Consider the following 26,911-nt stretch of genomic DNA (forward strand, 5'->3'; position numbering starts at 1 on the left):
GAAATAAACTAAAATACTGGAGTGCAACTCTATGAAGGTACTGATAGCAGAAGATGAACCGGTTATGCTAAAGGCCATCCAAACCAGGCTGGTAAGCGATGGCTACGAGGTGGTTATTACTACTGATGGTAGGGAAGCGCTACAGGCCCTGGAAACATTTGATCCCGACCTTATTATTACAGACATACTAATGCCCTATACTTCAGGGCTGGAATTGATTGGTGTTGTAAAGTCAAACCCTTTTAAAAAGATACCTATCCTGGTATTATCCGCCTACGGCCAGGAAAACACGGTAGAAGAAGCGTTCACACTTGGGGCAGACGATTTTCTTACCAAACCTTTTAACCCCACCGAGCTTTCTATGCGGGTAAAGCGCCTGTTAAGCGATGTTACAGAAAATTAAAAAGCGCATTAAAACATATTAAATACGCTATAAAACTCTCACTTACAATTTTTTGCTGATTAACGAAGAGATAAAGATTTATCTTTACATACTTCAATTAGCGTATATATTAAAAACACCAATATTCCTGATGAGAATACTTATTGCTGAAGATGAGCCGCTTATGCTCAAAACACTTGAACTTAAACTTAAAAAAGAAGGTTACGACGTGTTAGGGTGTCCCGATGGAAGAGACGCCCTTAATAAGATAAGCCATTTCATGCCCGATATGGTTATTACCGATATTATGCTGCCCTATGCTTCGGGCCTTGAAATAGTAAACGCTGTAAAAGCCATTGGCGAAAAAAATATTCCGGTTATCGTACTCTCTGCAATGGGTCAGGAAAACACGGTAGAGGAAGCTTTTACACTTGGCGCAGATGATTACGTAACCAAGCCGTTCAGCCTTACAGAGCTGGCCATGCGCATAAAAAGGCTGGCAAGGTCATCCGTAAAAACAGCGTAAACGCAGCATATAACCGTCTTTTAAGCTGTTTAGTCCCTTCTTATTGGTATTTTAATAGGTGCAGGCTAAAGCATCAGGTAGCTTTGCACTAATTAATATTCATCATGAAAAACACCATCTGCGGCTTAATGCTTCCGGTTTTTTATGAGCCAGGCCATATTACTGCTATCGGGCTTTGGTTGTGTCACTCACTTGTACGCCTTGTTCGCTACTCGCCGTGGGGTAAATGCCCGCCTGGGTGCATGCAGGTAGCCTTGTAAAAACAAATTCCGATACAATCATTTCATCACCATATCCAATATCACGTTGCCTTTTCTTCTTAATATATTCTCCGGTTTTCTTCAGCCAGGTGTGTTATATAAGGTAATTGTATTTTTTACCTCTGCTACTATACTATTCGTAGGTCTTACTTATCTGCACCTGTACAGGAAGAAGAAGGGTTTTTTTACCCGTAAAAGCATAGAGAAAAGCCTTGAGCTTTGGTTGAGCAAAGTAATGCTGGAAGATGAGGATGCAGAAAAGCCTATCATAATACCCGCCAAGTTTACCAAGCACTTTCGTAATCCCGCCAAAAGACAGTTTGCCATAAATGAACTGCTGAACATGAAGCGCAATTTTACCGGTTATACCGGCGACAATATTATTAAGCTGTACCTGCAAAGTGGATTTAAAAAAGACTCCATGAGCAAGTTCCGGAGCACAGTATGGCATAAAAAGGCAAAAGGCATTAACGAGTTGTACGTAATGAACCAGCAGGATATGATTCCCAAAATATTTAAGCATACCAATCATTACAATGAAATAGTACGCATGGAAGCCCAAACAGCCATGATTGGTTTTTTGGGATTTGAAGGCTTAAGATTTTTGGATGTAGTTACGCAGCCGGTATCAGACTGGCAGCAGGTAAAAATACTGGAGCAGTTAAAAACGCTTGACCCCGGGGAAATGAAAAACATAGGAGCCTGGTTACAGTCGCCAAACGATACCGTGGTAATTTTTGCCTTAAAGCTAACTGATGTGTACCAGCAGTTCCAGGTGTATGATGAAGTGGTAAGCTGCCTGGCGCATACCAATTCCAAAGTGCGTATGCTGGCTGTAAAAACACTGGTGCGTATTGATAATGAAACCACAGCGGCTGTATTAACAAGTCAATACAGTAAGGAAGCAGGGGTTAACCGCTACGCTATACTGGGCGCCATTAAAAGGGTAGCTACGGAAAATGAGCAGTCATTTTTAACCACGCAGCTTAGCGACGAAGATGATTTGATAAAATTGGAGGCAGCCAAAGTGCTGGCATACTGTTGTGTGGATGGATTGGATATTCTCAAGCAAAAAGCAGCAGAAAATGCTGAACCCTATGAGCAGATTTACAGGCATGTAAAACGGGAGTTGCAGCGATGAACATATTGCTTATCATATTAAAAGTTATTACTTTCTGCATACTTGCCTATTCTACATTGCTGTTCTTTTTTTATTTGTGGATTGGTATTTACGCCATTGGCGAAACAAGAAGGTATGTGCATAAAAATGGTTTTACAGATTACCGTATGCTGGCATCATCCCCGCATGCTCCTTCCATCAGCATTATAGCACCTGCTTATAACGAGGGTGCAACCATTGTGGAAAATGTAAGATCGTTATTGTCTATTTATTATAGCAACCTGGAACTTATTGTGGTAAATGACGGCAGTAAAGACGACTGCCTGCAAAAACTGATAGATACCTATAACCTGGAAAAAATTGATTTTTTTGTACGTTACCAGTTAAAAACCAAAACTGTAAGAGGTGTCTACAAAAGCCGCAACCCGGTATTTAAAAAGCTGATTGTGGTGGATAAGGAAAACGGCGGCAAGGCTGACGCGTTGAACGTAGGGATTAACATTGCCAGCAATGATTTTACTATTTGTATAGATGTTGACTGCATATTGGAACAGGATGCCATTCTAAAAATGGTAAAGCCCTTTATCGAGGAAACGAAGATGAGGGTAATTGCATCAGGAGGGGTGATACGCATAGCCAACTCCTGTGAAGTAGAGGATGGCCGCCTGGTAAAAGTACACCTGCCCAGGCAATACCTGCCCCGCATGCAGGCCTTGGAATATATAAGGGCCTTTTTGCTGGGCCGTATGGCATGGAGCCGGTTGAACGGGCTGCTGTTGATATCCGGCGCTTTTGGCGCTTTTGATAAGGAAATAGTTATTAAATGCGGCGGGTACGACCATAATACAGTAGGTGAGGACATGGAACTGGTAGTGCGGATGCGCCGCTATATGGAAGAACAGAAAGTACCTTATAAGGTTACATTTATTCCGGACCCGTTATGCTGGACGGAAGCACCGGCCTCTTATAAAATATTAGGCCGCCAGCGCAACCGGTGGACCCGCGGTACCTACGAAACACTTAAGTTTCACAAGAAGCTTTTCTTTAACCCGCGTTACGGTTTGCTGGGTATGCTTAGCTACCCTTACTGGTTCTTCTTTGAAATGCTGGCGCCCGTTATTGAATTTTTCGGGTTTATTGTATTTCTTTTTCTTGCCGGCTTTGGCATGATTGAATGGGATACATTTTTTGTACTGCTTTTGTTTGTGATAAGTTTCGGTTACCTGTATTCTTCATTCGCGGTATTTATGGAAGTAATAACGTATAACCAGTACAAGCGCAAAACAGAAATAGCCAGCCTGCTGCTTTCCGCCCTTACAGAGCCATTTAATTTTCACCCGTTTGTGGTATGGAGCGGTATACAGGGGTACATCAATATCATCAGAAAAAAGAAAGCCTGGGGCGATATGACCCGGCAGGGTTTTCAAAAAACGCAACCTGCAAAAACGGCCTGATAAATGGACAATCATCCTAAAAAAAATTTTTGGCAAACAACCGTGCTGGCGGTTAAAGATTTTACACCACGTTACCTGGTGTTGCTGTTGCTTTTTGTGTTGTTACGTTTGGTTGAGTTGGTTTACGACAGCATAAATCACGGCCTTAACAGCGATTTTGTGTCTGTCTTTTTAAATGGCGTGCTAAAAGATATTGGTTTTGTACTTTCTGCCGGGTTGCCCTTGGTGTTGATATACTTATTGCTTTTCCTGCTAAGCAGGCGTGCAGCAAACATTTTTTTTATCATTACTGCAATCCTGTTATGTGTTATACAGGCAGCCCTGCTGTTATATTTTCAAAATACACTGGTACCGCTTGGCGGAGATTTATGGGGATATACCATGGCCGATATTAAGCAAACTGTTGGCGCCGCAGGCATTGGCTTTTTACCTGTACTGATATTGGTTTTGCTGATAGTAGCAGTTGTTTTCTTGATGGTATATGTTCCCGGAAAATTAAAGTTGCCGGCTGTTGCCCCGGCTGTTGTGTTGGTGGTATTCATTCTTTGCCGTTTGCTGAATGTAGCAGCTTTAACATCATCCATTCAATTAAAAGCGGAGTATGCCAATAACCTGGCGCTTAATAAATCTTACTTTTTTTATACGGAAAGTTTCCGGCATTTTTTTCCTGTAGAAGATGCGGGGCCGGATATTTATGCAGATAGTTATATTGGAGATTATGGTAATGAAACAGGGCCTGCGCCTGTTTTAAAGCAATTTGCGTATGTGAATGAGGGTGAATATCCGTTTCTTCACAAGGAAGAAACGCAGGATGTATTGTCAGCATTTTTCAGTAATGCATCCGGCCGGCCAAACATTGTGGTGCTGGTTGTGGAAGGCCTGGGCAGGGCGTTTAGCAATGAGGGTGCTTACCTGGGCAGTTATACGCCATTTATTGATTCTCTTTCGCAGCATAGCCTTTATTGGGAAAACTGTTTAAGCGGTGGTGGAAGAACTTTTGCTGTATTGCCAACTTTGCTGGGCTCTTTGCCATTTGCAAAAAATGGTTTTGCCGCCCTGGGCAATGTTATGCCGCAGCACAATACCTTGCTAAGCCTGCTGCAGTTTAATGGCTACAGCACATCATTTTATTATGGAGGCGATTCCCGTTTTGATAACATGGATTTATTCCTGAACAAGGGGAACATCAACAGTATTTACGACGTTAAGACTTTCCCGGCAGGATATAGCAGGCTACCTTCCGGTGCGGCAGGGGAAAGTTGGGGATATGGAGATAAAGAATTGTTCAGGTGGTATTTTAATTCAACACCGCAAGCAAGGCAAAAGCCAGGGGTATCGGTATTGCTTACACTTGCCACACATAGTCCTTTTTTGGTTAATGACCAGCAGAAATATCTTGACCAGTTTGAGAAGAGAATGGATGCGCTGGCTTTTAGCGAAACAGAGAAGAGCAAGGCCCGTAATTTTAAAATGCAATATGCCAGTGTGCTTTTTACGGATGATGCCATCCGATATTTTTTTGAAGAGTACGCCCGGAGAAATGATTTTGCCAATACCATTTTTGTAATTACGGGAGACCACCAGATGCCGGAACTGCCTATGAACAACAAGGTTGACCGGTATCATGTGCCATTGATGATATATTCGCCGATGTTGAAAAGAACAGCTAAGTTTTCATCCATCGTTTCGCATTTTGATGTGGCTGCATCGTTGCTGGCAATGCTTAAAAGCACCAGCAACATAAAAACACCTTCATTAGTAAGCTGGATTGGCAGTGGGTTGGATACCGCCCGTGGTTTCAGGAATGTTCATGCTTACCCCATGATGCAAACCAAGAATGATTTGCTGGATTTTACAATGGGCAATAATATGATCAATGGCAGCACCCTGTACGAGATGAACAATAGCCTGGAACTATCAATACAAAAAGATGACGCTGCTTATAACCGCCTGAAAGGCATGTTTGACAGGTTTAAGCAAAAGAATACTGCAATGGTGGGAGGCGCTAAGTTGTTACCTGATTCTATTTATGCTAATTACCGGCCCACCCGGTAGTTAATGCTTTTCTACCCGGGTCTGAAAAGCCGCCCAAAGTACCGGACGATGAACGGATTGCGACGCAACGAAGTCGCCACGAAGAACTATCGCTGGTATTATAATCGTGAATGGTGAATCAATGCGGGGTTCTATATCCCCCCTATTCGACAAGCTCAGACTGACAGCACTAAGGGAACAACATTGGAGGTGAACAGTTTGATAGGTGTAACTACAACTCTTCCAGCATTTTTACCACGCCCTCTTTACGGAGTATCAGGTAACCAAGCCTGTCGTTACTGATGCCTTCTTTTAACTGATAACTGAACAATAACTGATCGTCTTTAACCTCTGTTTCAAAATACCGGAACTGGATATTGGGATATTGTTTAAGGCCTTCGCCAATTTCGTATAAGTGGGTGGAGAGCACAAACAAAGCGTTTTTCATTTTACGCAATCCTTCCACAACTGCTGTGCTGCACTTCATGGCATCCTGTACATTGGTGCCCTTGAATAATTCGTCAATCAGTATCAGCCATTTTTTGCCATCGCTTATCTTTTCGATAGTCTTGCGTATGCGCTGTACTTCGTTGAAGAAATAACTTTCTCCCTTAACAATATTATCGGCTACTTGTATGTTGCTCAGCAAGCCATCAAACAGGGTAAGTTGCATAGCCGCTGCCGGTACCGCCATGCCTATATGGGCAAGGTAAACGGCAACGCCAACAGCTTTTATAAATGTGCTTTTGCCGCCCATATTGGCGCCGGTAAGAAATAAAAAATTCTTGTGCGGTGTAAGGCCTATGGTATAAGGTACAGGCGACCGCAGTAACGGATGAAACAATCCTTCTACAGTAACGAATGGCTGCTCCTCTTTGCTGAATACCGGGAACTGGTAACCAAACTGCATGCAGGCGGTGGCCATACTGTAATAAGCATCAAGCCTGCTGTAAATGCTTACAAGTTCATTAGCCTGCTCTTTATACCTTGTTCTTAAAAAAGCACCTGTTTCCAGTATTTGCGAAGGAGTAAGGCCTTTGGCTTTATCAAGGGCCAGCATATTTTGTATATCGGGCAGTTGCAGCAGCCTGCTAATGCGGTCCAGCATGTTTTGCAGCAATGTTGGAGTATCGCCTGCGGATAGCAAAGTATGTAGCTGGTACATGCCTTTTACAAAATCCAGGAAATGGTTAACGGAGTAACGGATGATACTGTAATCAGGCCCGCTGATGAGCTTATAGTACAGGCTGCTGATATAATTAGGGTGCGATGGGATATCATCCAGTGCGGTTTCATAATAGCGTTGAATAACCATCACTGTTCCGTTGGAAATAACCTGTGGCCACTGGGTGTGGATGCCGATGATTTTTTGAATGGTTTGCTGGGTTTCGGTAATATCCTTAAGGTTGTCAAGGGGGCGGCTTATTAACTGGTGCAGCATATCTCTGCCGCCATTGGTACGGGCGAAATCAATATGATGAGCTACGGACTGTTCTTCATCATGTGTAAAAATAGATAAATCGCTGATGGTGGTTTTATCTGCCTGCATTGGTATTGTTTAGTTGGATTAGTGCCGTTCGAACTGAAGCCTTAAACCAGCTTTAGATTCATCAACCACCCCATTTCCATAAACCTTATGGCCATTCACAAAAGTATTAACGATTGTAGCGGGAAAGCTGAAGCCTTCCAGCGGGCTCCAGCCACATTTGTATAAGATGTTTTCTTTTGAAACGGTATAGGCTTTATTAAGGTCAACCAGCACAAGGTCGGCATGGTAATCTTCACGTATGTAACCGCGTTCTTTAATGTCAAAACAATCGGCTACAGCATGACTCATTTTTTGCACTACTTTTTCAAGTGAAATTTTGCCCTGCTGTACATAATGTAACATGAGCAACAAAGAGTGTTGAACCAGCGGCAGGCCGGCATGCGCTTTTTCGTAGGGCTCATCTTTTTCGGCCCAGGTATGCGGGGCATGGTCTGTAGCAATAACATCCAGCCTGTCGTCCAGCAAGGCTTCCCACAAAGCTGCCCTGTTATGTGGTGCCTTAATAGCGGGATTGCATTTAATACGGTTGCCAAGCTCGGCATAATCGTTGCTGGTAAAATGCAGGTGGTGTACGCAAACTTCTGTAGTAATGCGTTTATCTTTCAAGGGAAGCATGTTGGTAAAAAGCGGCAGTTCTCTTTCCGTAGATATATGCAATATGTGTAACCTGCTGTTGTATTTTTTTGCAAATTGTATGGCCTTGAAAGACGATTCAAAACAGGCCTCTTCGTCGCGGATGATAGGGTGGTCTGATGGTTCCAATGTGCCCTTTTCAGCCTTCAGCCTGGCCAGGTTGGCCTTGATGATAGATTCTTCCTCGCAATGCGTGGCTATCAGTATTTCGCTGCCTGCGAAAACCTTATCCAGTACCAGCGGGTTATCAACAAGCAGGTTACCTGTAGATGAGCCCATGAACATTTTTATGCCGCATACCTCATTTTTCTTTTTGTTGGTTTTAAGCACCTCTTCAATGTTGTCGTTAGAGGTGCCCATGTAAAAGGAATAGTTGGCAACAGATGTTTTAGAAGCTATGCTGTACTTGTCTTCCAGTAATTCCTGTGTAAACACCGGCGGATTGGTATTGGGCATTTCCATAAAACTCGTTACACCGCCTGCTACTGCTGCCCTTGATTCCGTGTGTATGTTTGCCTTATGGGTAAGGCCGGGCTCCCGAAAATGCACCTGGTCATCTATAGCGCCGGGCAGCAGGTGCAGGCCGGTGCCATCAATTTCTACTACATTAAAACTGGTGTTTATACTACCTGCTATTTGCTTAATTTTGCCGTTCTTTACAAGAACATCTCCATGAGTGATTTTTCCCTCGTTAACTATACCAGTATTTTTAATCAAATAATCCATATCTATGCTTTTGAGACAATGGCTAAAGTTGCAAATTATTAAATCTGTACTCTTATCTGCTATTTATATTATCCCATTTGCACTATGTGCCCAAACAAATTATATATATTATGGCGATAAGGGTAATATTATCTTAGACCGGCTGGAAATTAAAACAGGTAACGACCAGTTGCGTTTTTCTACCCTTAAACCCTACGCAAGAAGGTCTTCCGTAGCAGTGGTGGAGTCGCTTGACAGCCTGGTACAGGCTAATGACCCTTCCGTAGCCCATCTTACCCCCACTGACCGTTACAACATGCAGCGCCTGTTGATGAATAATGCGGAATGGAGCAAACCCAGGGATTTTTACAAGAACAGGAAACCCTGGTTCTGGTCGCTCTATAAAACCCATGCCAACATGGTAGAAGTAAATAATCCCGATTTTTTCATGGCTATCAACCCAGTTTTTCAATTGGGGCTGGGTAAAGAAAGCGGATATGGCGAAAAAATGTTTATTAATACCCGCGGTATTGCCATACGTGGTATGATATCCAAAAAAATTGGCTTTAACCTGTACGCTACGGAAAACCAGGAGCGTGACCCTCTTTATGTACAGGCATTTGAAAGAAAATTTACTGCCGTGCCTGGTGTAGGTTTTTACAAAGATTTTAATGGCACCGGCTATGATTATTTTGATGCCCGTGGATCCGTAACCTGGAATGTTGCCAGGTTTATTGACATGCAGTTTGGATACGATAAAAATTCCATCGGCAATGGCTACCGCAGCCTGTTCCTGAGCGATTTCTCTAATAGTGCTTTATTCTTCAAAATCAACACACGCATCTGGAAGCTTAATTACCAAAGCCTGCTTACGGAACTGTATGCAGACCATGGCCGCGGCGGCGCCGAGTTGTTCAACCGTAAGTATGCCCGCATTAACCACCTTAGCGTTAACGCTACTAAATGGCTTAATGTGGGTTTGTTCGAAAGCATCGTATTCGGCAGACCCAACCATTTCGATTTTCAATATATGGTGCCCGTTATGTTCTTACGGCCTGCCGAACAGCAGACCGGCAGTGGCGATAATGCCATGCTGGGTTTTGATGCCAAGGTTAATCTTAAACAACGGGTGCAGTTGTACGGTCAATTGCTGTGGGATGAATTTGTACTGAAAGAAATGACCAGCAGCAGGGGCTTTTGGGCCAACAAATACGGTTACCAGTTAGGGTTTAAATATATTGACGCGTTCGGCCTGAAAAATGTTGACCTGCAGGTAGAAACCAACAGGGTGCGACCCTATACCTACGCCCATTATGATACCAGCGTAGGCAGCTATACCCACTACAACCAGCCACTGGCACACCCGCTGGGCGCCAATTTCCAGGAGTTGATTGCTATTGTAAGGGCGCAGCCTATGGAGCGTTTGTACCTGCAGGCAAAGGTTATCCATTACTTCCAGGGGCTGGATAGTGCCGGCCTTAACTTTGGCAGCAACCCGTTTCTTGATTACACCACCCGCCCCCGCGATTATGACTTTAAAGTGGGTACCGGCGACAGGGCAACCTGCAATTTCCTGGAGTTCTCCGCCTCTTATGAGTTATTGGAAAACCTGTTTGTTGATCTTACTGCGTTACGCCGAACTTATAAAGTACAAAGCGGTTTCAAGCAAAATTCAACCATATTTAATGTGGGTGTGCGTATGAATATAGCCCGGCGGGCATTTGATTTTTAGTAGCAATTTTATGAGCCCGGCTGAAGGTATTTCATGGCGTCGTTCCTTGCGTCGCACAGCGTGTACTGTAGCTTTTCATGGCGGCAGTTAAGCGGGTATTAAATATCCAAATCCACTACCCTATTGTTATGTTCAAAGAGCGATATGATGTTATAGCATCTCCCAATCTCAATATTTTTGAGTTTGAAAGTACTGGGCCAAAAGGAGTTATTAAAAAAGTGGTTTTGTACTCAAGAATTAGAAATAGCAAATTTTATAATCTTGGCTTTGGAGATAAGGAGCCCCAAACAGGCTTAATTAGCGATGTAGTAATAACTAACAACGGCGATAGTAAAAAAGTACTTGCAACTGTTGCCGCAACACTACTTGTTTTTACAAATCAGAATCCGGATGCTATTGTTGTAGCAACTGGCAGCACTTCAGCATGAAATCATGAAAACAAAAAAACAGCCGGAAGCGAATACGGTGAAGCTACCTAAAGGGTTTGTGATTGACGAAAATCTAAATGAAAAAAGATATGAGGGTCAGCCCTTTTTTAAAAAAAAATCAGAACAGGCAAAGCATATTTTAAAAATAGCGCCACTCCCAAAGCTTTAAACTTGCTAAATAATTGTATTACATAAACGACAAAACCCGCTGCACAGCGGGTTTTGTCGTTTATGTACGATACCTGTTAATTATTAAATGAATCCACTACCATGCCTGCGGCAACGGTTTCGTTGGTGGATTCATCAACCAGTATCAGCGAGCCGGTACTGCGGTTTTTACGGTAGGCATCCAGCATTAACGGCTGTGTGGTGCGCAGGCGTACACGGGCAATGTCGTTCATTTTAATTTCCTTGTCGCCTTCCATGCGGTGCAATGTATTAATGTCAATTTTATACACCACTTCCTTTATCACAGAACGTACTTCGCGGCTGGTATGGCGCAGGTAATATTTGGCGCCCTGCTGCATGGGCCTGTTGTTAAGCCAGCATACCATCATATCCACTTCCTGGCTTACATGCGGCTGGTTGTTTTGTTTAACTATCATATCGCCGCGGCTGATATCAATATCATCTTCCAGTGTAATGCTTACACTCATAGGGGGGAAAGCTTCTTCCACAGCTCCGCCAAATGTGTCTATTGATTTTATTTTGGACGAAAGGCCGGAAGGCAGTACAGTAACTTTATCACCGGGGCGGAAGATGCCACCGGCTACACGGCCGGCGTAGCCACGGTAATCATGGTATTCATCGCTGTGTGGGCGTATAATTGTCTGTACCGGAAAACGGCCATCTATATGGTTATAATCACTGGCAATGTGTATTGTTTCTAATGTATTCAGCAGGGTGGCGCCCTGGTACCAGTCCATATTTTCAGAGCGGTTTACTACGTTATCGCCATTGAGAGCGCTAATGGGTATATAGCGGATATCGGTTACGTCCAGCTTACTGGCAAACTCAGTATATTCTTCTACAATCTGGTTAAAGCGGTCTTCGGCATAGTCTACCAAATCCATTTTGTTGATGCAGACGATAAGATGCGGTATTTGCAGAAGCGAAGCTATAAAGGAGTGGCGGCATGTTTGTTCTACAATGCCGTTGCGTGCATCTACCAATATCAATGCAAGGTTAGCTGTAGATGCGCCGGTAACCATATTTCGGGTGTATTGGATATGCCCAGGCGTATCGGCTATAATGAATTTGCGTTTGGGCGTAGCGAAGTAACGGTAGGCAACGTCTATGGTTATGCCTTGTTCCCTTTCGGCACGAAGACCGTCAGTTAGCAGGGACAGATCAACGTGGCCGAGCCCTTTTCTTTCGCTGGATAGCTGAACTGCTGCCAACTGGTCTTCGAAGATGGATTTTGAATCGTATAAAAGGCGCCCAATTAAAGTGCTTTTGCCATCGTCAACACTACCCGCGGTTGTAAAACGTAAAAGTTGCATACTATTCAGATTCCTGGATATGGCCAGGCTATTTTTTTTATCAACCCGTTGTAAAGCCGGTTGATGATTTTATAAATAATAGTCTTTTTTTAAACCAGTCAACTTACGCGGTGGACTAATACCCGCTTAAAAGTTGCCATGAAAAACGGAACGATGAAGTGATTGCGACGCAACAGGCGATGCCATGAAAAACCGTCGCTGGTATTATAACCTCACCCCATCTTTTTTGAAAGAAGAGGGGGTTAAAAATATCCCAGTTTCTTCCTGTCTTCCATAGAAGTTTCGCTGCGCTTATCATCGCCACGATTGCCACGTTCGGTGCTGCGGACAGCGGCAACTTCGGCCACAATTTTTTCCAGCGTATCAGCATCGGATTCAATGCCGCCCGTAATAGTAATATCGCCTAAGGTGCGAAAACGGATTTGCTTTTCTTCCACCGATTCGCCCTGGCGCAGAGTAACAAACTCAGAAAGCGGCAGCCAGGTATTGTCTCTATAAATTACCTGCCGCTGGTGAGCAAAATACAAAGATGGAATGGCAATGTTTTGTTCTTTGATATAGTTCCAAACGTCCATCTCTGTCCAGTTACTGATAGGGAAAACACGAAAATGTTCGCCCATTTGTTTGCGGCCGTTGAAAATATTCCAGAGTTCGGGACGCTGGTTTTTGGGGTCCCACTGGCCAAAATCGTCGCGGTGAGAAAAGAAACGTTCTTTGGCACGGGCCTTTTCTTCGTCCCGGCGGGCGCCACCAATAGCGGCATCTATTTTATGTTCCTCAATAGCATCAAGCAAGGTTGTTATCTGCAGCGCATTACGGCTGGCATTGATGCCCGTTTCTTCCTTTACGCGGCCCTTACGCAAGGATTCTTCCACGGAGCCTACGATGAGTTGCACACCTAATTCTTTTACCAGGTTATCCCGGAAAGCCATGGTTTCCGGAAAATTGTGGCCGGTATCTATATGAATAAGCGGCATGGGAATTTTAGCCGGCCAGAAAGCCTTTTTGGCCAGGTGGGTAACCACGATAGAATCTTTGCCACCAGAGAACAGGATGCCAGGCTTATCGAACTGCGCCACCACTTCGCGTATTACGAAAATGGCTTCAGCTTCCAACTCCTGTAAATGATTCAGATAATACTTATGCATGTTGCCTAATTGATTTTAAGCCGGGGCGAAATATAGTCTAAAATTCTGCACACCGACTGTTCTATATGTTCATTTTGCGTTTCTATATGAATTTCAGGATGTTCCGGTTTCTCGAAAGGGGAGGATATGCCGGTAAAGTTACTGATCTCGCCCCGACGGGCTTTTTGGTAAAGGCCTTTGATATCGCGTTGCTCGCAAATTTCCAGTGGGGTATCCACAAAAATTTCGATGAAGTTTTCACCGATAATGTCACGGAGCATTTGCCGGTGCTGTTTTAGGGGCGACACAAAAGCAGCCAGCACAATGAGACCAGCATCGCACATTATTTTAGCTACTTCGCCCATGCGGCGCATGTTTTCCTGGCGGGAGTGTTCGGTAAAATCCAGGTCTTTGTTGAGGCCTTTACGGATATTATCGCCATCGAGGGAATAGGTAAAGAAACCGGTGGTAAAAAGCTTCCACTCCACAAGGTTGGCCAATGTACTTTTTCCTGACCCTGATAACCCCGTAAACCACAGGCATGCAGGCTTATGGCCGTATTTATACATACGGTCGAACCGGCATATGCCATAAGCATGTTCTGTAGTATGGGCATTTTGGCTCATGGTAGGCGTGTCAACAGCTTTTACAGGTTGAATCAATTGAATATGAGCAGATTAACAAAGTAAAGTATGTAGCCGGCCTGTACCGGTAAATACTTTTATGTAATGGTAAAACTGCCAGGTGGTTCACTTCTCTATAGACTTTACAGGAATTCGGCTGCAAGATACGGCTGAAAAATGAGAGGCGGGGTAGAAACGGGAATGCAATTTTACAGGGGTATCCCCTATCTGAAATTTAATTGCCGAATTTGTTAGGCAAAAACCTGGTTATGCGATAAAAAACACTATTTTGAGATGGTCTATTTTAAAATTTAAACAATATCTTGATGCTTAGCCATTTCGTATCTCTGACAAACCAAATTAACGATGCCTGCACTTATGGTGTATTAAATGAATCTGAAGTGTTAACAGGCTTTTCCGGAAAAAAATTAATCGGGACCTTACAGCGATTTTCTAACTACCTGGTAAACGAAGACAACTGCTATCTTGAAGTAGGTGTTTTTCAAGGATTAACATTGCTGTCAGTGGCCATGAGCATCCAGAGAGGAGAAGCTTATGGGATTGATAATTTTGCCTATTTTGATAAGGATAGCAAAAATTTCTCTATTGTAAAAGATAGGATTGCCAGGCTGAAGTTAACCAACGCTAACATTATCAATATGGATTATGAAGATGCTTTGGAAGGCTTGAATGACCACATCAAAGGCCGGAAAGTTTCTGTTTATTTTGTTGATGGCCCGCATGATTACCGTAGCCAGTTAATGTGCCTGGAACTTGGGAAGCACTACCTGGCGGATAATGCAGTTGTAATAATAGATGACTGTAACTATAATCATGTAAGGCAAGCCAACAGGGATTTTTTAGTAGCACATCCTGAATTCAAATTATTATACCAGGCATATACTAATGCGCACCCGGGTAATATGACGCCTGAAGAAAAGAAAGATGCAGAAGAAGGCTGGTGGGACGGGGTAAATATCCTGGTAAAAGACCCTGAAAATCTCCTAACGCCAATTTATCCGCCTTGCAGGAGGGATAAAACATTGTTTGAAAATGAATCAACGCTGCATTCCTTAAAGTATCCCTATGCCTATATGAACAACCTGGGATTAATTCAGCGGATTGAAGGATGGAAAAGAAAAATATCCTCAAAAAAAGCCACCAACGAAATTGAAGGAAAGTTTAAAAGGCTTAACACCTATTCAAGCGATTTAACCAAAGGGGAGTTGAACCCATCTGCTGAAAGCCTGTTAAAAAAGGCAATACAACAATAGAAAAACAGGCTGTCTCAAAAGTAAAATGAAGGGTTTAAGAATGGCCTAAACGAAAATAGATTCCATCAGGGGATACAAATAAAAAGAGGCTGCTCAATACCATTGAGACAGCCTCTTTTTGGTTGATTTAAATAATTATTAACGTTGCAAGAAATCAAGTAAAACCAAGAGTTTGGCTTTTAATTTGCAATTTATTCACAGTTTTTTTGATAATTTATATACTTTTTTCAGTATATATAGATTATACCCTTATATTTGTAAAAACCAATAACACCATACCCAATTCTAATTATTCTTGCCTTAATGCATCAGGTATTTAATGCCTTTAGCGATGAAAAACCAGAATTCATAAAAAAACGAATGCATTACTTATGATAATCTATTTCCTGTAGAAGGATAGTTGTTATAGTATTTGCTAACCTGTAAAATAAAAACTACATACAGTATGAAAATTGCAGTATTTGGCGGAAGCGGCTTTCTGGGCCTTTACCTTGTACAGGAACTGACCAGCCGCGGTTATCACGTGACCATATTTGACAGGCTGGCGCCGGTTGAAGGATTTGACAATACTGATTTTTATGAAATGGATATTATGAAGAGAGAAGAGGTTATTGAAGCCATTGTTGCGGGAGGGTTTGATATTGTATATAACCTTGCGGGCTTTGCCAATCTTGACAAAGCGATTAAATATCCTTACCTGACCATGCAACTTAATGTAATAGGAAATATCAACGTACTGGATGGTTGTGTAAAAGCAAAGGTAAAACGCTTTGTTTACGCAAGCAGTGCCTATGCCATGAGCGACAAGGGTTCTTTCTATGGCATAAGCAAACTTGCATCTGAAAAGACAGTTGAAGAATATGCGATAAAATATCATCTGCCTTTTACGGTGCTGCGCTACGGTTCAGTATATTCTGAAATGAATTTTGATAATAATTATATCTATAACCTGGTAGCCAAAGCAATACAAACCGGAAAAATTGAACACGGTGGAGATGGAAGTGAAATAAGAGAATATATACATGCATCTGATGCAGCGAAATTATCTGTTGATGTAATAGAATCTGAGGATTACAGAAATGAGCATATTATTTTTACCGGTACCGAAAAGATGAAAAGAGTAGAGCTTTTCGAACTTATTAAGGAAATATTGGGCGATAAAATAGAAATCTCTTTACAGGCAGGGCACTACCATAACCATTACAAGTTTACGCCTTATTCTTACACACCTACGTTAAGCCGTAAATTAGTGGCTAACCCCCATATTGATATGGGGCAGGGAATTTTGGAATGTATAAAAGCAGTTTACAGGCGCCAGGAAGAACTTCAGGCAAATAATTAATATTTACTTTTGATATACAATTAATTATAAATTATAATTTTTTAAAATTAAAATTGGCATCCTTTTCGCTTCTGGGGCTGGCTGAACGAAAAATAAGGGGTATATTAAAGTAAAAAGAAATGTAATCCGCAAAAGAAAGTTTAATATTATGAACTTATATTTGCGAAATTGTAAAATATATTAAAAAACAATATGAAATATCCTTCCAGGGTAGTTATAAGTATTCTCTTGGTATGTGTTTTTCTTTCTTCTGTTACTTCCTGTACAACTTATAAAAATGTTCCCTACTTCATGGACTTTTCGGATTCCGCTGCTCCCACAACCGTAAAGACCATAACCTATCAAGACCCTGTTATTAAAACTGACGACATCCTGAATATAAACGTGCAAACCCTTGATACTGATGCTGATTTGCTGTTTGCAAGGGCAAATGCCATATCTCCTACCGTTGGTGCAAGCTCCATGGGAAATATTTTAGGCAACCAATCTGTAAGTGGTTACCTGGTAGATAAATCAGGGAATGTAGAATTACCGCTGATTGGAAAAGTATACCTGCAAGGTTTAACAACCGGCATAGCCCGTGATACTATACGCAACAGGGTTAACCTGCTATATAAGAATCCATCTGTTGATGTTCGTTTTTCCAACTTCAGAATAACACTTATGGGAGAAATAGCGCGGCCTGCTACATACACTATCCCTAATGAACGGGTATCTATTATAGATGCCCTGGGTATGGCAGGGGACATGACTATTTTTGGAAAACGTGAAAACGTTTTGCTCATACGAGACTCGGCAAATCAAAAACAACTGGTTCGGTTAAACCTTAATAAAAAGGATGTAATAAGCTCTCCTTATTTTTATTTAAGGCAAAACGACATTGTTTATGTTGAGCCTAATAAATACAAAGTAGCCAGCGTTGATGCTGTGCGTAACCGTAATATCACTATCGCCTCTGCTGTACTATCTGTAGTATTAGTTGCTTTAACCCGAATTAGATAATCTTGACAATTACGAACACATCAATGGATACTAACCAAACTAATATACAAACTGAGACCGACCAGGATTTTGACGTAAAAAAAATAATTGCTTTATTCTTAGACAACTGGAAACTTTTTGTTTTTAGCGTTACGCTTTTTGTATTCGCAGCTTATCTTATTGTATTGAACAGTGATCCGCGTTATAAAATACATGCCAAGCTGCTGATACAGGATGAAAGCGGGAAAGGAAGTTCGTCCCTTTTTGGAGCGGCTTCAGGAATGATGACCGACCTTACTGGCGGTTTGTTTGGCGGACAAAGCAATGTTGATAACGAAATAGAGGTAATACAAAGCCGTGATCTTACGGTAAAAGTGGTAAAAGACCTTATACTGAATGTAAGATATTTTAAGCAGGCCCAGATAAGCAGCGATGAAATTTTCCAGCCGCCATTTAATGTGCACAGTTTACAACTGAATTCCACTAATGTTACCCCTGTTTTGTTTAACCTGGAGTTGCAGGCGGATAACAGTAAGTACAAAATTTCCAGTTCAGATCTTGACGACAGCTCCTATACAGGGCGTTTTGACGATACCATTCAAACCGCGATAGGTAAGTTCAGTATTAGCAAAACCGGCGTTCCGTTTGAGCAAGGCGAAAATTATACTTTTAGTGTTGGATCAGTAGATGAGGCCGTTGAAGCGATGGTAAATAATCTTGAAGTGTCTGTTACCAACAAACTGGCCACGGTAATAGACATGCAGTATAAATCCAATAACTCCAATAAAGGCGAAAATATTTTAAACAGCCTTATCTCTGAATATATTAAGGGAAACCTGGAAGAAAAAAACCGGATAACGGATAGCGCCATTGCCTTTATAGATGAGCGTATTGGCATTGTAAACAGGGAATTGGGCGGAGTTGAAAACGATATACAAGGTTTTAAGCAACAGAATAATATCGCTGATTTACAGGAACAATCACGTGTTCTTATTGAAAATGCCAGTGAATATGTAAAACGTTTAAATGAAGCTGAAGTACAGTTAAACGTGGTGGATATTTCGTTGCGCTACATTATGGACCTGAAAAATGTTCACCGCCCTGTACCCGCGATAACCACGGAAGATCCAAATTTTATCGCTGTTCTGGAAAAATATAACCAGATGCAGATGCAGCGTGATAAGCTGATGCTTTCAAATACAGAATCGAACCCGGCTGTTAAAAGTCTCGATGCTCAAATGAACAACTTGCGGAATGATATGATTATCAGTTTGCAAAATCAAAAAAGGGCTTTATCCGTAGCAAGGGATAAAATCCTGAGCGAGAATAATAAGCTTACCAATTTTGTACGTAAAGTTCCGGCGCAGGAAAGGATTTACCTGGATTTGGCAAGGCAGCAACAGGTAAAACAGGAACTTTACCTGTACCTGCTGCAGAAAAGAGAAGAAAGCGCTATTGCCAAAGCTTCCAATATTGCAAGTGCACGTGTGATTGAAACCCCTAAGTCAGAATTTTTACCCTATTTCCCCAAAAGATCTATTTTTCTCGCAGGTGGTTTTTTACTGGGTGTCATCATACCTTTCGCAATACTATACATACGCAGTACTTTGAACAATAAGATTATTTCCCGTAAGGATATAGAGCATGCCACAACATGTTCCATACTTGCTGAAATAAGCCATAATGAAGACAAGAGTGTGCTGGTGGTAAAAGAAAAAGCAAGGTCTGTGCTTGCTGAACAATTCCGTGCATTCCGTACCAATCTGCAGTTTGTGCTGGGGGATAAGGATACGCCTGTTATAATGATGACTTCCAGTATGAGTGGTGAGGGTAAATCATTCATTGCCTTAAACTTATCTCTTGCTTATGCACTTGCCGGTAAAAGAGTGTTGCTAATGGAGATGGATTTGCGCAAACCCAAAATTTCTCAAAATATAGGATTGTCCAATAACATGGGCTTTACCAACTATATTATCTCCAATCTTAAAACAAAAGATGTAATACAGCCTTCAGGTATAGATCCTAATGTATTTGTGTTAAGCTCAGGCCCCATACCGCCCAATCCTGTTGAGTTGCTGATGAACCCTAAGATGACAGAAATGTTTAAAGAATTAAAAGCGGGGTTTGATATTATCATAATTGACTCGGCTCCAATAGGACTTGTTACGGATGCACAGGTATTGTCTGAACATGCTGATGCCAGCCTTTATGTAGTAAGGCAGAACTACACCTTTAAGAATCAATTAGGTATCGTAAGCGAACTGGCGGCTTCAGACAAAATAAAGAACCTTTACCTGGTTGTTAACGATGTTAAGAGAAATACTTCTTATAAATACGGTTATGGCTACGGCTATGGCTATGGTTATGGATATGGTGAATATCATGATGAAAAACTAAAGAAAAAGAAGAAGTCTTTATGGAAAAGATAACTGGTATTTTTCATTTATCTTTTACCCTGTGCCCAATTGTAAGCAATTTTATTTTAGTGGATTAAGGGAATTTGCTAACCCCATAAATCTTCTGAAAAACCTTATACCTGCGCTGACGCGTTAGACTGTTAATTCAATAACTGAAGATCCTGTATTATATTTTACAGAAAGGATACTGTTTCTAAAATATCAAATATGCTAGTATTAACCTCACCATCCTCTTTTGGAGAAGTTGGTAAAGAACCATTCGAGTTGTTAGAACAAGCTGGTTACAAGGTAATTAATAACCCTTATGGCAGAAAACTAACCGAAGAAGAAGTAATTGACCTGGCAAAAGACTGTGTTGGTATTGTTGCCGGCCTGGAGCCTTTAACGCCAAAAGTTATGGATGCGTTGCCTGCGCTTAAATGTATTAGCCGTGTAGGCATTGGTATGGATAATGTAGATATGGAATATGCCAAACAAAAGGGCATTGCTGTAGTTAATACACCCGATGCGCCCACACGCAGCGTAGCCGAACTAACTGTAGCCATGACTTTTTCTATGCTGCGCAAAATACCGCAGGCCGATGCTGCCCTAAAAAACAAACAGTGGAAAAAACAGATCGGTAACCTCATTTTCAAAAAAACAATTGGTGTAGTTGGCCTGGGCAGGATAGGCCGCATGGTTGCCGAAATGTTCAGAGGACTGGGTAACCCTGTTATCGGTTTCGACCTTTACCCTGATACCGCCTGGGCAGAAAAAAATAATGTGCAACTGGGCGATTTTGATACCGTTCTTCAACAGGCGGATATTGTAACTTTGCATGTGCCCGGCAATAAAGACAAAACTGCGGTAATTGGCGAAAAAGAAATAGCCTTGATGAAAAATGGCGCATTCCTGGTAAATATTTCCAGGGGAGAGGTAGTTGATGAAGCGGCCTTATATAATGCCCTGAAAAGTAACAAACTCTCTTCTGCTGCCGTGGATGTGTTCTCCAAAGAACCTTACGATGGCCCGCTTTGCGAATTGAACAATATCATACTTACGCCCCATTTAGGTTCATACGCACACGAGGGAAAACTACAGATGGAAATAGACGCAGTGAATAATCTAATTCAACAACTAAAATAGCACTTCTTATGAGTTACAAAATTGGTATAATAGGCTATGGTAAAATGGGCGAAATACGCCGCGAGGCTATCGAAGAAGTGGGCAAGGGAAAAGTGATCGCCATTTCCGAACCTTATCTTAAAGAAGAAGTACCGGGCATTCCAAATGTTAGTCATGATGAGATCATTAATCATCCTGATATTGATGCCGTAGTAATTTGCACACCTAACTTTTTAAACAAACCGCTTACCATAAGGGCGCTTAACGCCGGCAAACACGTTTTTTGCGAGAAGCCACCGGCATTTACCGGTGCAGATGTTGCTGAAATAAGAGCTGCCGAAGTTGCCAGCGGTAAAAAGCTGATGTATGGTTTTAATCACCGTCATCATGATAGCATCATCCGCATGAAAGAGATGATTGACAGCAACACCTACGGAAAAGTTTTGTGGATGCGTGGCCGTTACGGTAAAAGTGTAACCGCAGATTATTTTAATGAGTGGAGGGCAAAAAAAGAACTGGCCGGCGGCGGCATCCTGTTAGACCAGGGCATTCACATGCTGGATTTGTTCCTGCACCTTTCCGGGGATTTTGATGTGGTGAAAGCAGAAATATCCAACCTTTACTGGCACATGGATGTTGAAGACAATGCCTTTGTAATATTGAAAGATTCCAAAACAGGTAAAGTTGCATCGCTGCACTCTACCATGAGCCAGTGGCGCCATTTGTTCTCTCTTGAAATTTTCCTTGAGAAAGGTTATATGGTATTAAACGGTATGATTACTTCATCCATGAGCTATGGCGAAGAAGTGCTGTCTGTTGCAAAAAACAGGTCAACCGCGCCTGCCGCTACCTGGAAAGACGAGGTAATAACCAAGTACACCAATAACAATAGCTGGCGTTACGAAATGGATCATTTCTTCAACTGCATTCAGAACGATACACCGGTAACCATTGGCAATTCTGAAGACGCGTTAAAGCTGATGACCATTATTGACGAAATATACAAGCAAAAGGATTTCTAATGGTAAACATGCCGGGCGAAATTTTATGAGCCGGGCTGAGTTACAACTATTAGTCTTTCGTTGTGTCACTCACTTGTACGTTCTGTTCTCTACGCAGCAATGTGCAACAGGTTAACAACAGCAAACAGCTCTTTTAAAAATAAGCTTTGCAAGTAATCAACGGGCATCAGCCGCAGCCGGAACGATGCCACCTGTACTGCAGATGAAGTGATTGCGACGCAAGGGACGATGCCACGAAGACCATAGCTGGTATCGTAAAAAATGCAAACCAAAGTATATAGTATAAACCATTTTCATAAACTTTAAAACCAATGTTATGAGAAACGTTGAAAAAGTAGGAGACTACCTGGTAGATTATAAAACACGCCTTACAGCTATTCTTGACCTGATTGATCCTGAAGTATTGAAGCAGGTGATAGATGCAATGGTTACCACGTTTAAAAACCGGAAAACTGTGTATGTAATAGGCAATGGCGGCAGCGCTGCAACAGCATCGCACATGCAGGCAGACTTTAGCTTCTTTGTACGTTACTTCACAAAGTTCCGCCCCAAAATTTTCGCACTTACCGATAACGGCCCTATTATGACTGCTGTTGGTAACGACACATCTTTTGATGATGTTTTTGTTGAGCAAATGCGTGGCCGTTTTGGTGAAGGAGATACACTGATTGCTATTTCCGCAAGCGGTAACTCGCCCAACCTGGTAAGGGCTACAGAATTTGCCAACAGCCTTGGTGGAACAACCATTGCTTTTGTTGGCTTCCAGGGTGGTAAGTTGAAAGAAACAGCTAAGATTCCTTTGTATACACCTAATCCTGCAAAAGATTACGGACCAATAGAAGATGTGCACATGATAATAAACCATATCATCGTAAACTATCTTTCTAAAGACGAAGAATTTTTAGCCATACCAGCATAATACAGTAACATGAGCAGTACATCCACGGTAAGTATAGATTTAACCGGCAGAACGGCATTAATTACAGGCGGCACGAGAGGTATAGGAAAGTCAATAGCAGATAAGCTGGCAGCAGCCGGCGCTACACTTATTCTTACCGGAACCAAAGCCGCCGAAATAGACAGGCTTAACAGCGAAAAAACTACCGGGAATATAAGCTATATGCAGGTAGATTTTTCAGACGAAAAATCGGTGGCAGCATTTCTTGAGAAAGTAAGTGCGCTGGAAAAAATTGATATTCTTATCAACAACGCCGGTGTTAACAGGATAAACCTGAACGTTGATACAACGCTGGAAGATTTTAATTTTCTGAGTGATATTAATGTGAAAGGGCCATACCTGTTAAGCCGCGAAGTAAGTAAGATTATGAAGAAGCACAGGTATGGCAAAATCATCAACCTTACTTCTATCTGGAGCGCTATTACCAGGCCAGGCAGGTCAATTTATACCGCCAATAAATGGGCGGTGGCCGGCCTTACCAAAACACTGGCCATAGAGCTGGCGCCGGATAACATACTGGTAAACTCTGTAGGCCCAGGTTTTACTTTAACTGAGATGACTGCTACTACCAATACCGCGGAGGAAATTCAAAAGCTGTCTGACATGATTCCGATGAAGCGCATGGCGCAGCCGGAAGAAATAGCTAACCTTGTACTGTTCCTAAGCAGCGATTTAAACACTTACCTAACTGGTCAAAACATCATAATAGACGGAGGCTACACCAATGTATAACTTTACAGTAAAATCCATTATTCACGATTATGAAGTGAATTTTATTGAGGATACCAAAGCCGTACTGGAACAGGAAATAAAAGAAGGCGATTTTATTATCATAGATAATAAAATAAAGGAGTTGTATAAAGATGAGTTAGGAGAAATACTCGCAGCCAATAAGTTTATTGGTATAGATGCTACAGAACCTCAAAAAAGCTACCAGGGAGCAGAACCTGTACTAAAGCATTTGATTGAAAACGGCTTTAGAAAAAACCACCGCCTTATTGCTATTGGCGGGGGAATAACGCAGGATATTACTGCTTTCATGTCATCTATTCTTTATCGCGGTGTTGACTGGATGTTCTTTCCTACGTCGTTGCTTGCGCAGGGCGATAGCTGCATAGGCAGTAAAACCTCCATTAACTTCGGAGACTTTAAAAACCTGGTGGGCGGCTTTTATCCTCCTAACAAGATTTTCATCAATCCAAAGTTTCTTGATACGCTTTCTGAGCAGGAAATGAAATCCGGGCTTGGCGAAATGTTGCACTATTTTATCGTATCAAGTGAAGAAGATTTCAGAAGGTTTAAGAACGATTATCCACAGGCGCTTACAGATAAAAAAGTACTTGCAGGTATTATTGCCAGAAGCCTTGAAATAAAGAAAAGTTATATTGAGAGGGATGAATTTGACCAAAATATACGGCAGGTGTTTAACTACGGCCATACCTTCGGTCATGCCATCGAATCGCTTACTAACTACCGCATACCGCATGGTATTGCAGTAAGCTATGGTATGGATATGTCGAACTTTGTGTCTGTTAAGCTGGGTTATATTCCAGACAGCCTGCGCAGGGATGTACGTGAACTTGTTGAAAAAATCTGGTCTGGTACACAGATAACGGATATATCGCTGGATAAGTTTACTTCTGCACTTAGCAAGGATAAGAAAAACATAGGCAAACAACTGGGGCTTATTTTAAACAAAGGCTACGGTAAAATATTTAAAGACTTAAGGCCTATGGATGATGAGTTTATAGGATGGTTGAAAGAGTATTTTGCCAACGAATTAAATTAAGCAGGCAATATGATACTGGACAGTTTAAAAAATATAGACGTTTATAAAGGGGTTTCTCCTGATATTTATGCGGGTTTGCAGTTTTTGCAGGCGGCAACACCCGATATTGAATTAGGTGAATACCCGATAAATGAAAACGTGAAAGCTATTGTTAGTGAATACGAAACAATAGAATGTTTTGAAAGGGGTTACGAAGCTCACCTGCATGTAATAGACATTCAGTACCCCGTAATAGGGCAGGAGCGTGTTAAATGGTCGCCCATAGAAGGGATGAACATAAATATACCTTACGATGAAAAGAAAGACAGGACATTTTATAAAGACCCTTTGCCAGAGGGCACACATGTAGACATTGGAAAAGGTATATTCGCCATTATGTTTCCGCAGGATGGCCATAGCCCTCAGCATTACATCAGCAAACCGGAACGTATTAAAAAAATAACCATAAAAGTATCCATCTAATGAGCACTATACCCGGCATAAAGGCATTGGTACCCATGAAAGGGCATTCTGAAAGGGTGCCGCATAAAAATATCCGCCCGTTATCGGGCAAACCCTGTTTCCATTGGGTAATGGAAGCATTAAGCAAGAGTAAGTATATTGATGAAATTGTGGTGAATACAGACTCGCCTGAAATTGCAAAGAGCGCTACTGATAATTTTGATAAAATTACTATACTGGAACGGCCGGAGTTTTTGCTGGGCGATATGGTAAGCATACAGCCATTGATTGAATACGACCTTTCGCAAACCAACGGTGAGTTTTACCTGCAAACACATAGTACTAACCCGTTATTAACAACGGAAACCGTGGACAATGCCATTGAGGCTTTTTTTGCACAGCAGGAGCATGATGCTTTGTTCTCTGTAACAGAGGTAAAGCAACGTTATTACTGGCCTGATGGGCGTGGTGTAAACCATGACCCTAACGTGTTGATAAGAACACAGGATCTGGAGCCGATCTTCCACGAGAATTCATGTTTCTACATTTTTTCAAGGGAAACCAATTATAAAACAAAAAGCAGGCTGGGTTCCAATGCAATGATGTTTCCTATAGACAGGCTTGAGGCGGCTGATATTGATGATATGGAGGATTTTTATTGGGCTGAATTTTTAATGGAAAGAAGGCTGGCAAATAAATTATAAACCTTTCGCTTAGAAAGCAACTGATTGTAATGAAAAATAATACGCTTAAGCAGAAGCTGAAGAACAGGGAAAATACAACAGGATCATGGATTACCATTGGCCACCAGGCAATTATTGATATAATGGCTGAGGCTGGTTTTGAATGGCTTACAATAGATATAGAGCACACACCCATTGATTATAATGAAATACAGGTATTAATAGGCTTTATACAGTCCAGGGGCATGGCAGCGTTGGTACGTGTTAGCAAGAATGAAGAAGTGGTAATTAAGCGTGTACTGGATGCTGGTGCTGATGGCGTTATTGTACCTATGGTATGTTCCGCAGAAGATGCAAAACAAGCCGTTGAGTATGCAAAATACCCGCCAATTGGTAAGAGGGGTGTTGGATTAAACCGGGCACAGCGGTATGGTTTTGGCTTTGAGCAGTACAAGGAATGGGTAAAAGAAAACCTGGTGGTTATAGCCCAGATTGAGCACATTAAAGGTGTAGAGAATATTCAGGAAATCATTGCCACAGAAGGGATTGATGGTATTATCATCGGGCCTTATGATTTATCTGGATCTTTAGGTATACCCGGTCAGTACAATGAGCCTGTGGTGGTGGAAGCTTTACAAAGAGTGGAAAAAGCATGCCTTGAGAACAAGTTCTCCATGGGCTACCATGTAATAGAGCCTGATGCGGATTTGGTAAAACAAAAAAACGAAGCAGGATATAACTTTATCGCTTTTAGCACAGATTTCCTGTTTATGGGAAAGAAGGCTGCTTATGAAATGGGCAGGTATAAAACTGCTTGAAAATAAT

General features: G+C 41.9%; 24 protein-coding genes and 1 pseudogene. 20 read left to right on the forward strand and 5 right to left on the reverse strand.

Annotated features, from left to right (window positions below; genetic code table 11):
* The first annotated feature begins 31 nt into the window (after positions 1–31).
* The 5 genes from F0364_RS16575 (at position 32) to F0364_RS16595 (ending at position 5,797) form a co-directional block, all read left to right on the forward strand.
* Entirely contained in the window at positions 32–403 is a 372-nt protein-coding gene (locus tag F0364_RS16575; RefSeq protein WP_153798921.1) for a response regulator, read from the forward strand.
* 130 nt (positions 404–533) lie between these two features.
* The gene (locus tag F0364_RS16580) at positions 534–908 is read left to right on the forward strand and encodes a response regulator transcription factor (protein ID WP_153798922.1); all 375 of its coding nucleotides are present in this window, start codon (positions 534–536) and stop codon (positions 906–908) included.
* 306 nt (positions 909–1,214) lie between these two features.
* Complete coding sequence (locus tag F0364_RS16585; RefSeq protein WP_153798923.1) at positions 1,215–2,309, forward strand: HEAT repeat domain-containing protein; 1,095 nt, start codon at positions 1,215–1,217, stop codon at positions 2,307–2,309.
* A complete protein-coding gene (locus F0364_RS16590) occupies positions 2,306–3,742 on the forward strand; it encodes a glycosyltransferase family 2 protein (RefSeq protein WP_153798924.1) in 1,437 nt (478 codons plus the stop codon). The genes F0364_RS16585 and F0364_RS16590 overlap by 4 nt, the downstream gene beginning before the upstream one ends.
* A 3-nt stretch (positions 3,743–3,745) precedes the next feature.
* Entirely contained in the window at positions 3,746–5,797 is a 2,052-nt protein-coding gene (locus tag F0364_RS16595) for an LTA synthase family protein (RefSeq protein ID WP_153798925.1), read from the forward strand.
* A 211-nt stretch (positions 5,798–6,008) separates the two neighbouring features.
* Here F0364_RS16595 and F0364_RS16600 read toward each other — a convergent pair whose 3' ends face one another.
* Together F0364_RS16600 and F0364_RS16605 are read right to left on the reverse strand one after the other, a co-directional pair.
* Positions 6,009–7,325, reverse strand: a complete 1,317-nt coding sequence (locus F0364_RS16600) for a MutS-related protein (RefSeq protein WP_153798926.1) — start codon at positions 7,323–7,325, stop codon at positions 6,009–6,011.
* A gap of 18 nt (positions 7,326–7,343) precedes the next feature.
* On the reverse strand, positions 7,344–8,684 hold the full coding sequence (locus tag F0364_RS16605; protein ID WP_153798927.1) for a dihydroorotase: 1,341 nt from the start codon (positions 8,682–8,684) through the stop codon (positions 7,344–7,346).
* A 4-nt stretch (positions 8,685–8,688) separates the two neighbouring features.
* Between F0364_RS16605 and F0364_RS16610 the strand changes: the two genes are divergently transcribed.
* From F0364_RS16610 to F0364_RS16620, 3 genes are all read left to right on the forward strand, one after another.
* Positions 8,689–10,395 carry a capsule assembly Wzi family protein gene (locus F0364_RS16610; protein WP_235921133.1) on the forward strand — a complete coding sequence of 569 codons (1,707 nt, stop codon included), beginning with the start codon at positions 8,689–8,691 and terminating at the stop codon, positions 10,393–10,395.
* Between the two features lie 77 nt (positions 10,396–10,472).
* Positions 10,473–10,823 (forward strand): DUF6934 family protein, encoded by a 351-nt coding sequence (locus F0364_RS16615; RefSeq protein ID WP_153798928.1) that lies wholly within the window; start codon positions 10,473–10,475, stop codon positions 10,821–10,823.
* Between the two features lie 4 nt (positions 10,824–10,827).
* The gene (locus F0364_RS16620) at positions 10,828–10,992 is read left to right on the forward strand and encodes a hypothetical protein (RefSeq protein WP_153798929.1); all 165 of its coding nucleotides are present in this window, start codon (positions 10,828–10,830) and stop codon (positions 10,990–10,992) included.
* Positions 10,993–11,068: 76 nt separating this feature from the next.
* Here the strand turns inward: F0364_RS16620 and cysN are convergent.
* The 3 genes and pseudogenes from cysN to cysC form a co-directional block, all read right to left on the reverse strand.
* Positions 11,069–12,355: pseudogene (gene cysN, locus F0364_RS16625) on the reverse strand (sulfate adenylyltransferase subunit CysN); the annotation flags it as partial.
* A 212-nt stretch (positions 12,356–12,567) separates the two neighbouring features.
* Complete coding sequence (gene cysD / locus F0364_RS16630; protein ID WP_153798931.1) at positions 12,568–13,473, reverse strand: sulfate adenylyltransferase subunit CysD; 906 nt, start codon at positions 13,471–13,473, stop codon at positions 12,568–12,570.
* A 5-nt stretch (positions 13,474–13,478) separates the two neighbouring features.
* The gene (gene cysC, locus F0364_RS16635) at positions 13,479–14,114 is read right to left on the reverse strand and encodes an adenylyl-sulfate kinase (RefSeq protein ID WP_306452330.1); all 636 of its coding nucleotides are present in this window, start codon (positions 14,112–14,114) and stop codon (positions 13,479–13,481) included.
* Positions 14,115–14,401: 287 nt separating this feature from the next.
* Here cysC and F0364_RS16640 point away from each other — a divergent pair, with 287 nt between their 5' ends.
* The 12 genes from F0364_RS16640 (at position 14,402) to F0364_RS16695 (ending at position 26,904) form a co-directional block, all read left to right on the forward strand.
* Positions 14,402–15,349 carry a class I SAM-dependent methyltransferase gene (locus tag F0364_RS16640; protein WP_153798932.1) on the forward strand — a complete coding sequence of 316 codons (948 nt, stop codon included), beginning with the start codon at positions 14,402–14,404 and terminating at the stop codon, positions 15,347–15,349.
* Positions 15,350–15,794: 445 nt separating this feature from the next.
* Entirely contained in the window at positions 15,795–16,691 is an 897-nt protein-coding gene (locus tag F0364_RS16645; protein WP_153798933.1) for an NAD-dependent epimerase/dehydratase family protein, read from the forward strand.
* A gap of 192 nt (positions 16,692–16,883) precedes the next feature.
* A complete protein-coding gene (locus tag F0364_RS16650; RefSeq protein WP_153798934.1) occupies positions 16,884–17,693 on the forward strand; it encodes a polysaccharide biosynthesis/export family protein in 810 nt (269 codons plus the stop codon).
* Between the two features lie 23 nt (positions 17,694–17,716).
* Entirely contained in the window at positions 17,717–20,101 is a 2,385-nt protein-coding gene (locus tag F0364_RS16655; RefSeq protein WP_153798935.1) for a GumC family protein, read from the forward strand.
* A 195-nt stretch (positions 20,102–20,296) separates the two neighbouring features.
* Positions 20,297–21,214 (forward strand): phosphoglycerate dehydrogenase, encoded by a 918-nt coding sequence (locus tag F0364_RS16660; protein WP_153798936.1) that lies wholly within the window; start codon positions 20,297–20,299, stop codon positions 21,212–21,214.
* An 8-nt stretch (positions 21,215–21,222) separates the two neighbouring features.
* Positions 21,223–22,215: a Gfo/Idh/MocA family protein gene (locus F0364_RS16665; RefSeq protein WP_153798937.1), complete on the forward strand. Its 993-nt coding sequence runs from the start codon at positions 21,223–21,225 to the stop codon at positions 22,213–22,215.
* Between the two features lie 316 nt (positions 22,216–22,531).
* Positions 22,532–23,134: an SIS domain-containing protein gene (locus F0364_RS16670; protein WP_153798938.1), complete on the forward strand. Its 603-nt coding sequence runs from the start codon at positions 22,532–22,534 to the stop codon at positions 23,132–23,134.
* A gap of 9 nt (positions 23,135–23,143) precedes the next feature.
* Positions 23,144–23,905 carry an SDR family NAD(P)-dependent oxidoreductase gene (locus F0364_RS16675; protein WP_153798939.1) on the forward strand — a complete coding sequence of 254 codons (762 nt, stop codon included), beginning with the start codon at positions 23,144–23,146 and terminating at the stop codon, positions 23,903–23,905.
* A complete protein-coding gene (locus F0364_RS16680; RefSeq protein WP_153798940.1) occupies positions 23,898–24,962 on the forward strand; it encodes an AroB-related putative sugar phosphate phospholyase (cyclizing) in 1,065 nt (354 codons plus the stop codon). The genes F0364_RS16675 and F0364_RS16680 overlap by 8 nt, the downstream gene beginning before the upstream one ends.
* A gap of 9 nt (positions 24,963–24,971) precedes the next feature.
* Positions 24,972–25,424, forward strand: a complete 453-nt coding sequence (locus F0364_RS16685) for a NanQ anomerase/TabA/YiaL family protein (protein WP_153798941.1) — start codon at positions 24,972–24,974, stop codon at positions 25,422–25,424.
* Positions 25,424–26,107, forward strand: coding sequence for an acylneuraminate cytidylyltransferase family protein (locus F0364_RS16690; RefSeq protein ID WP_153798942.1), 684 nt, complete (start codon positions 25,424–25,426; stop codon positions 26,105–26,107). The genes F0364_RS16685 and F0364_RS16690 overlap by 1 nt, the downstream gene beginning before the upstream one ends.
* 29 nt (positions 26,108–26,136) lie before the next feature.
* Positions 26,137–26,904 carry an HpcH/HpaI aldolase family protein gene (locus tag F0364_RS16695; protein ID WP_153798943.1) on the forward strand — a complete coding sequence of 256 codons (768 nt, stop codon included), beginning with the start codon at positions 26,137–26,139 and terminating at the stop codon, positions 26,902–26,904.
* The last annotated feature ends 7 nt before the right edge of the window (positions 26,905–26,911 follow it).

Origin of the sequence: Foetidibacter luteolus (assembly GCF_009650435.1) — a bacterium.
Taxonomy (GTDB): Bacteria; Bacteroidota; Bacteroidia; order Chitinophagales; family Chitinophagaceae; genus Foetidibacter; species Foetidibacter luteolus.

Excerpts from the sequence above, each read along its gene's own strand:
- cysD (WP_153798931.1), bottom strand. The coding sequence starts at position 13,473 with ATGCATAAGTATTATCTGAATCATTTACAGGAGTTGGAAGCTGAAGCC.
- F0364_RS16645 (WP_153798933.1), top strand. The coding sequence starts at position 15,795 with ATGAAAATTGCAGTATTTGGCGGAAGCGGCTTTCTGGGCCTTTACCTT.
- F0364_RS16690 (WP_153798942.1), top strand. The coding sequence starts at position 25,424 with ATGAGCACTATACCCGGCATAAAGGCATTGGTACCCATGAAAGGGCAT.
- F0364_RS16650 (WP_153798934.1), top strand. The coding sequence starts at position 16,884 with ATGAAATATCCTTCCAGGGTAGTTATAAGTATTCTCTTGGTATGTGTT.
- F0364_RS16695 (WP_153798943.1), top strand. The coding sequence starts at position 26,137 with ATGAAAAATAATACGCTTAAGCAGAAGCTGAAGAACAGGGAAAATACA.
- F0364_RS16590 (WP_153798924.1), top strand. The coding sequence starts at position 2,306 with ATGAACATATTGCTTATCATATTAAAAGTTATTACTTTCTGCATACTT.
- F0364_RS16615 (WP_153798928.1), top strand. The coding sequence starts at position 10,473 with ATGGCGGCAGTTAAGCGGGTATTAAATATCCAAATCCACTACCCTATT.
- F0364_RS16580 (WP_153798922.1), top strand. The coding sequence starts at position 534 with ATGAGAATACTTATTGCTGAAGATGAGCCGCTTATGCTCAAAACACTT.
- F0364_RS16605 (WP_153798927.1), bottom strand. The coding sequence starts at position 8,684 with ATGGATTATTTGATTAAAAATACTGGTATAGTTAACGAGGGAAAAATC.
- F0364_RS16660 (WP_153798936.1), top strand. The coding sequence starts at position 20,297 with ATGCTAGTATTAACCTCACCATCCTCTTTTGGAGAAGTTGGTAAAGAA.
- F0364_RS16655 (WP_153798935.1), top strand. The coding sequence starts at position 17,717 with ATGGATACTAACCAAACTAATATACAAACTGAGACCGACCAGGATTTT.
- F0364_RS16610 (WP_235921133.1), top strand. The coding sequence starts at position 8,689 with ATGCTTTTGAGACAATGGCTAAAGTTGCAAATTATTAAATCTGTACTC.
- F0364_RS16680 (WP_153798940.1), top strand. The coding sequence starts at position 23,898 with ATGTATAACTTTACAGTAAAATCCATTATTCACGATTATGAAGTGAAT.
- F0364_RS16595 (WP_153798925.1), top strand. The coding sequence starts at position 3,746 with ATGGACAATCATCCTAAAAAAAATTTTTGGCAAACAACCGTGCTGGCG.
- F0364_RS16575 (WP_153798921.1), top strand. The coding sequence starts at position 32 with ATGAAGGTACTGATAGCAGAAGATGAACCGGTTATGCTAAAGGCCATC.
- F0364_RS16685 (WP_153798941.1), top strand. The coding sequence starts at position 24,972 with ATGATACTGGACAGTTTAAAAAATATAGACGTTTATAAAGGGGTTTCT.
- F0364_RS16665 (WP_153798937.1), top strand. The coding sequence starts at position 21,223 with ATGAGTTACAAAATTGGTATAATAGGCTATGGTAAAATGGGCGAAATA.
- F0364_RS16620 (WP_153798929.1), top strand. The coding sequence starts at position 10,828 with ATGAAAACAAAAAAACAGCCGGAAGCGAATACGGTGAAGCTACCTAAA.
- F0364_RS16640 (WP_153798932.1), top strand. The coding sequence starts at position 14,402 with ATGCTTAGCCATTTCGTATCTCTGACAAACCAAATTAACGATGCCTGC.
- F0364_RS16670 (WP_153798938.1), top strand. The coding sequence starts at position 22,532 with ATGAGAAACGTTGAAAAAGTAGGAGACTACCTGGTAGATTATAAAACA.
- F0364_RS16675 (WP_153798939.1), top strand. The coding sequence starts at position 23,144 with ATGAGCAGTACATCCACGGTAAGTATAGATTTAACCGGCAGAACGGCA.
- F0364_RS16600 (WP_153798926.1), bottom strand. The coding sequence starts at position 7,325 with ATGCAGGCAGATAAAACCACCATCAGCGATTTATCTATTTTTACACAT.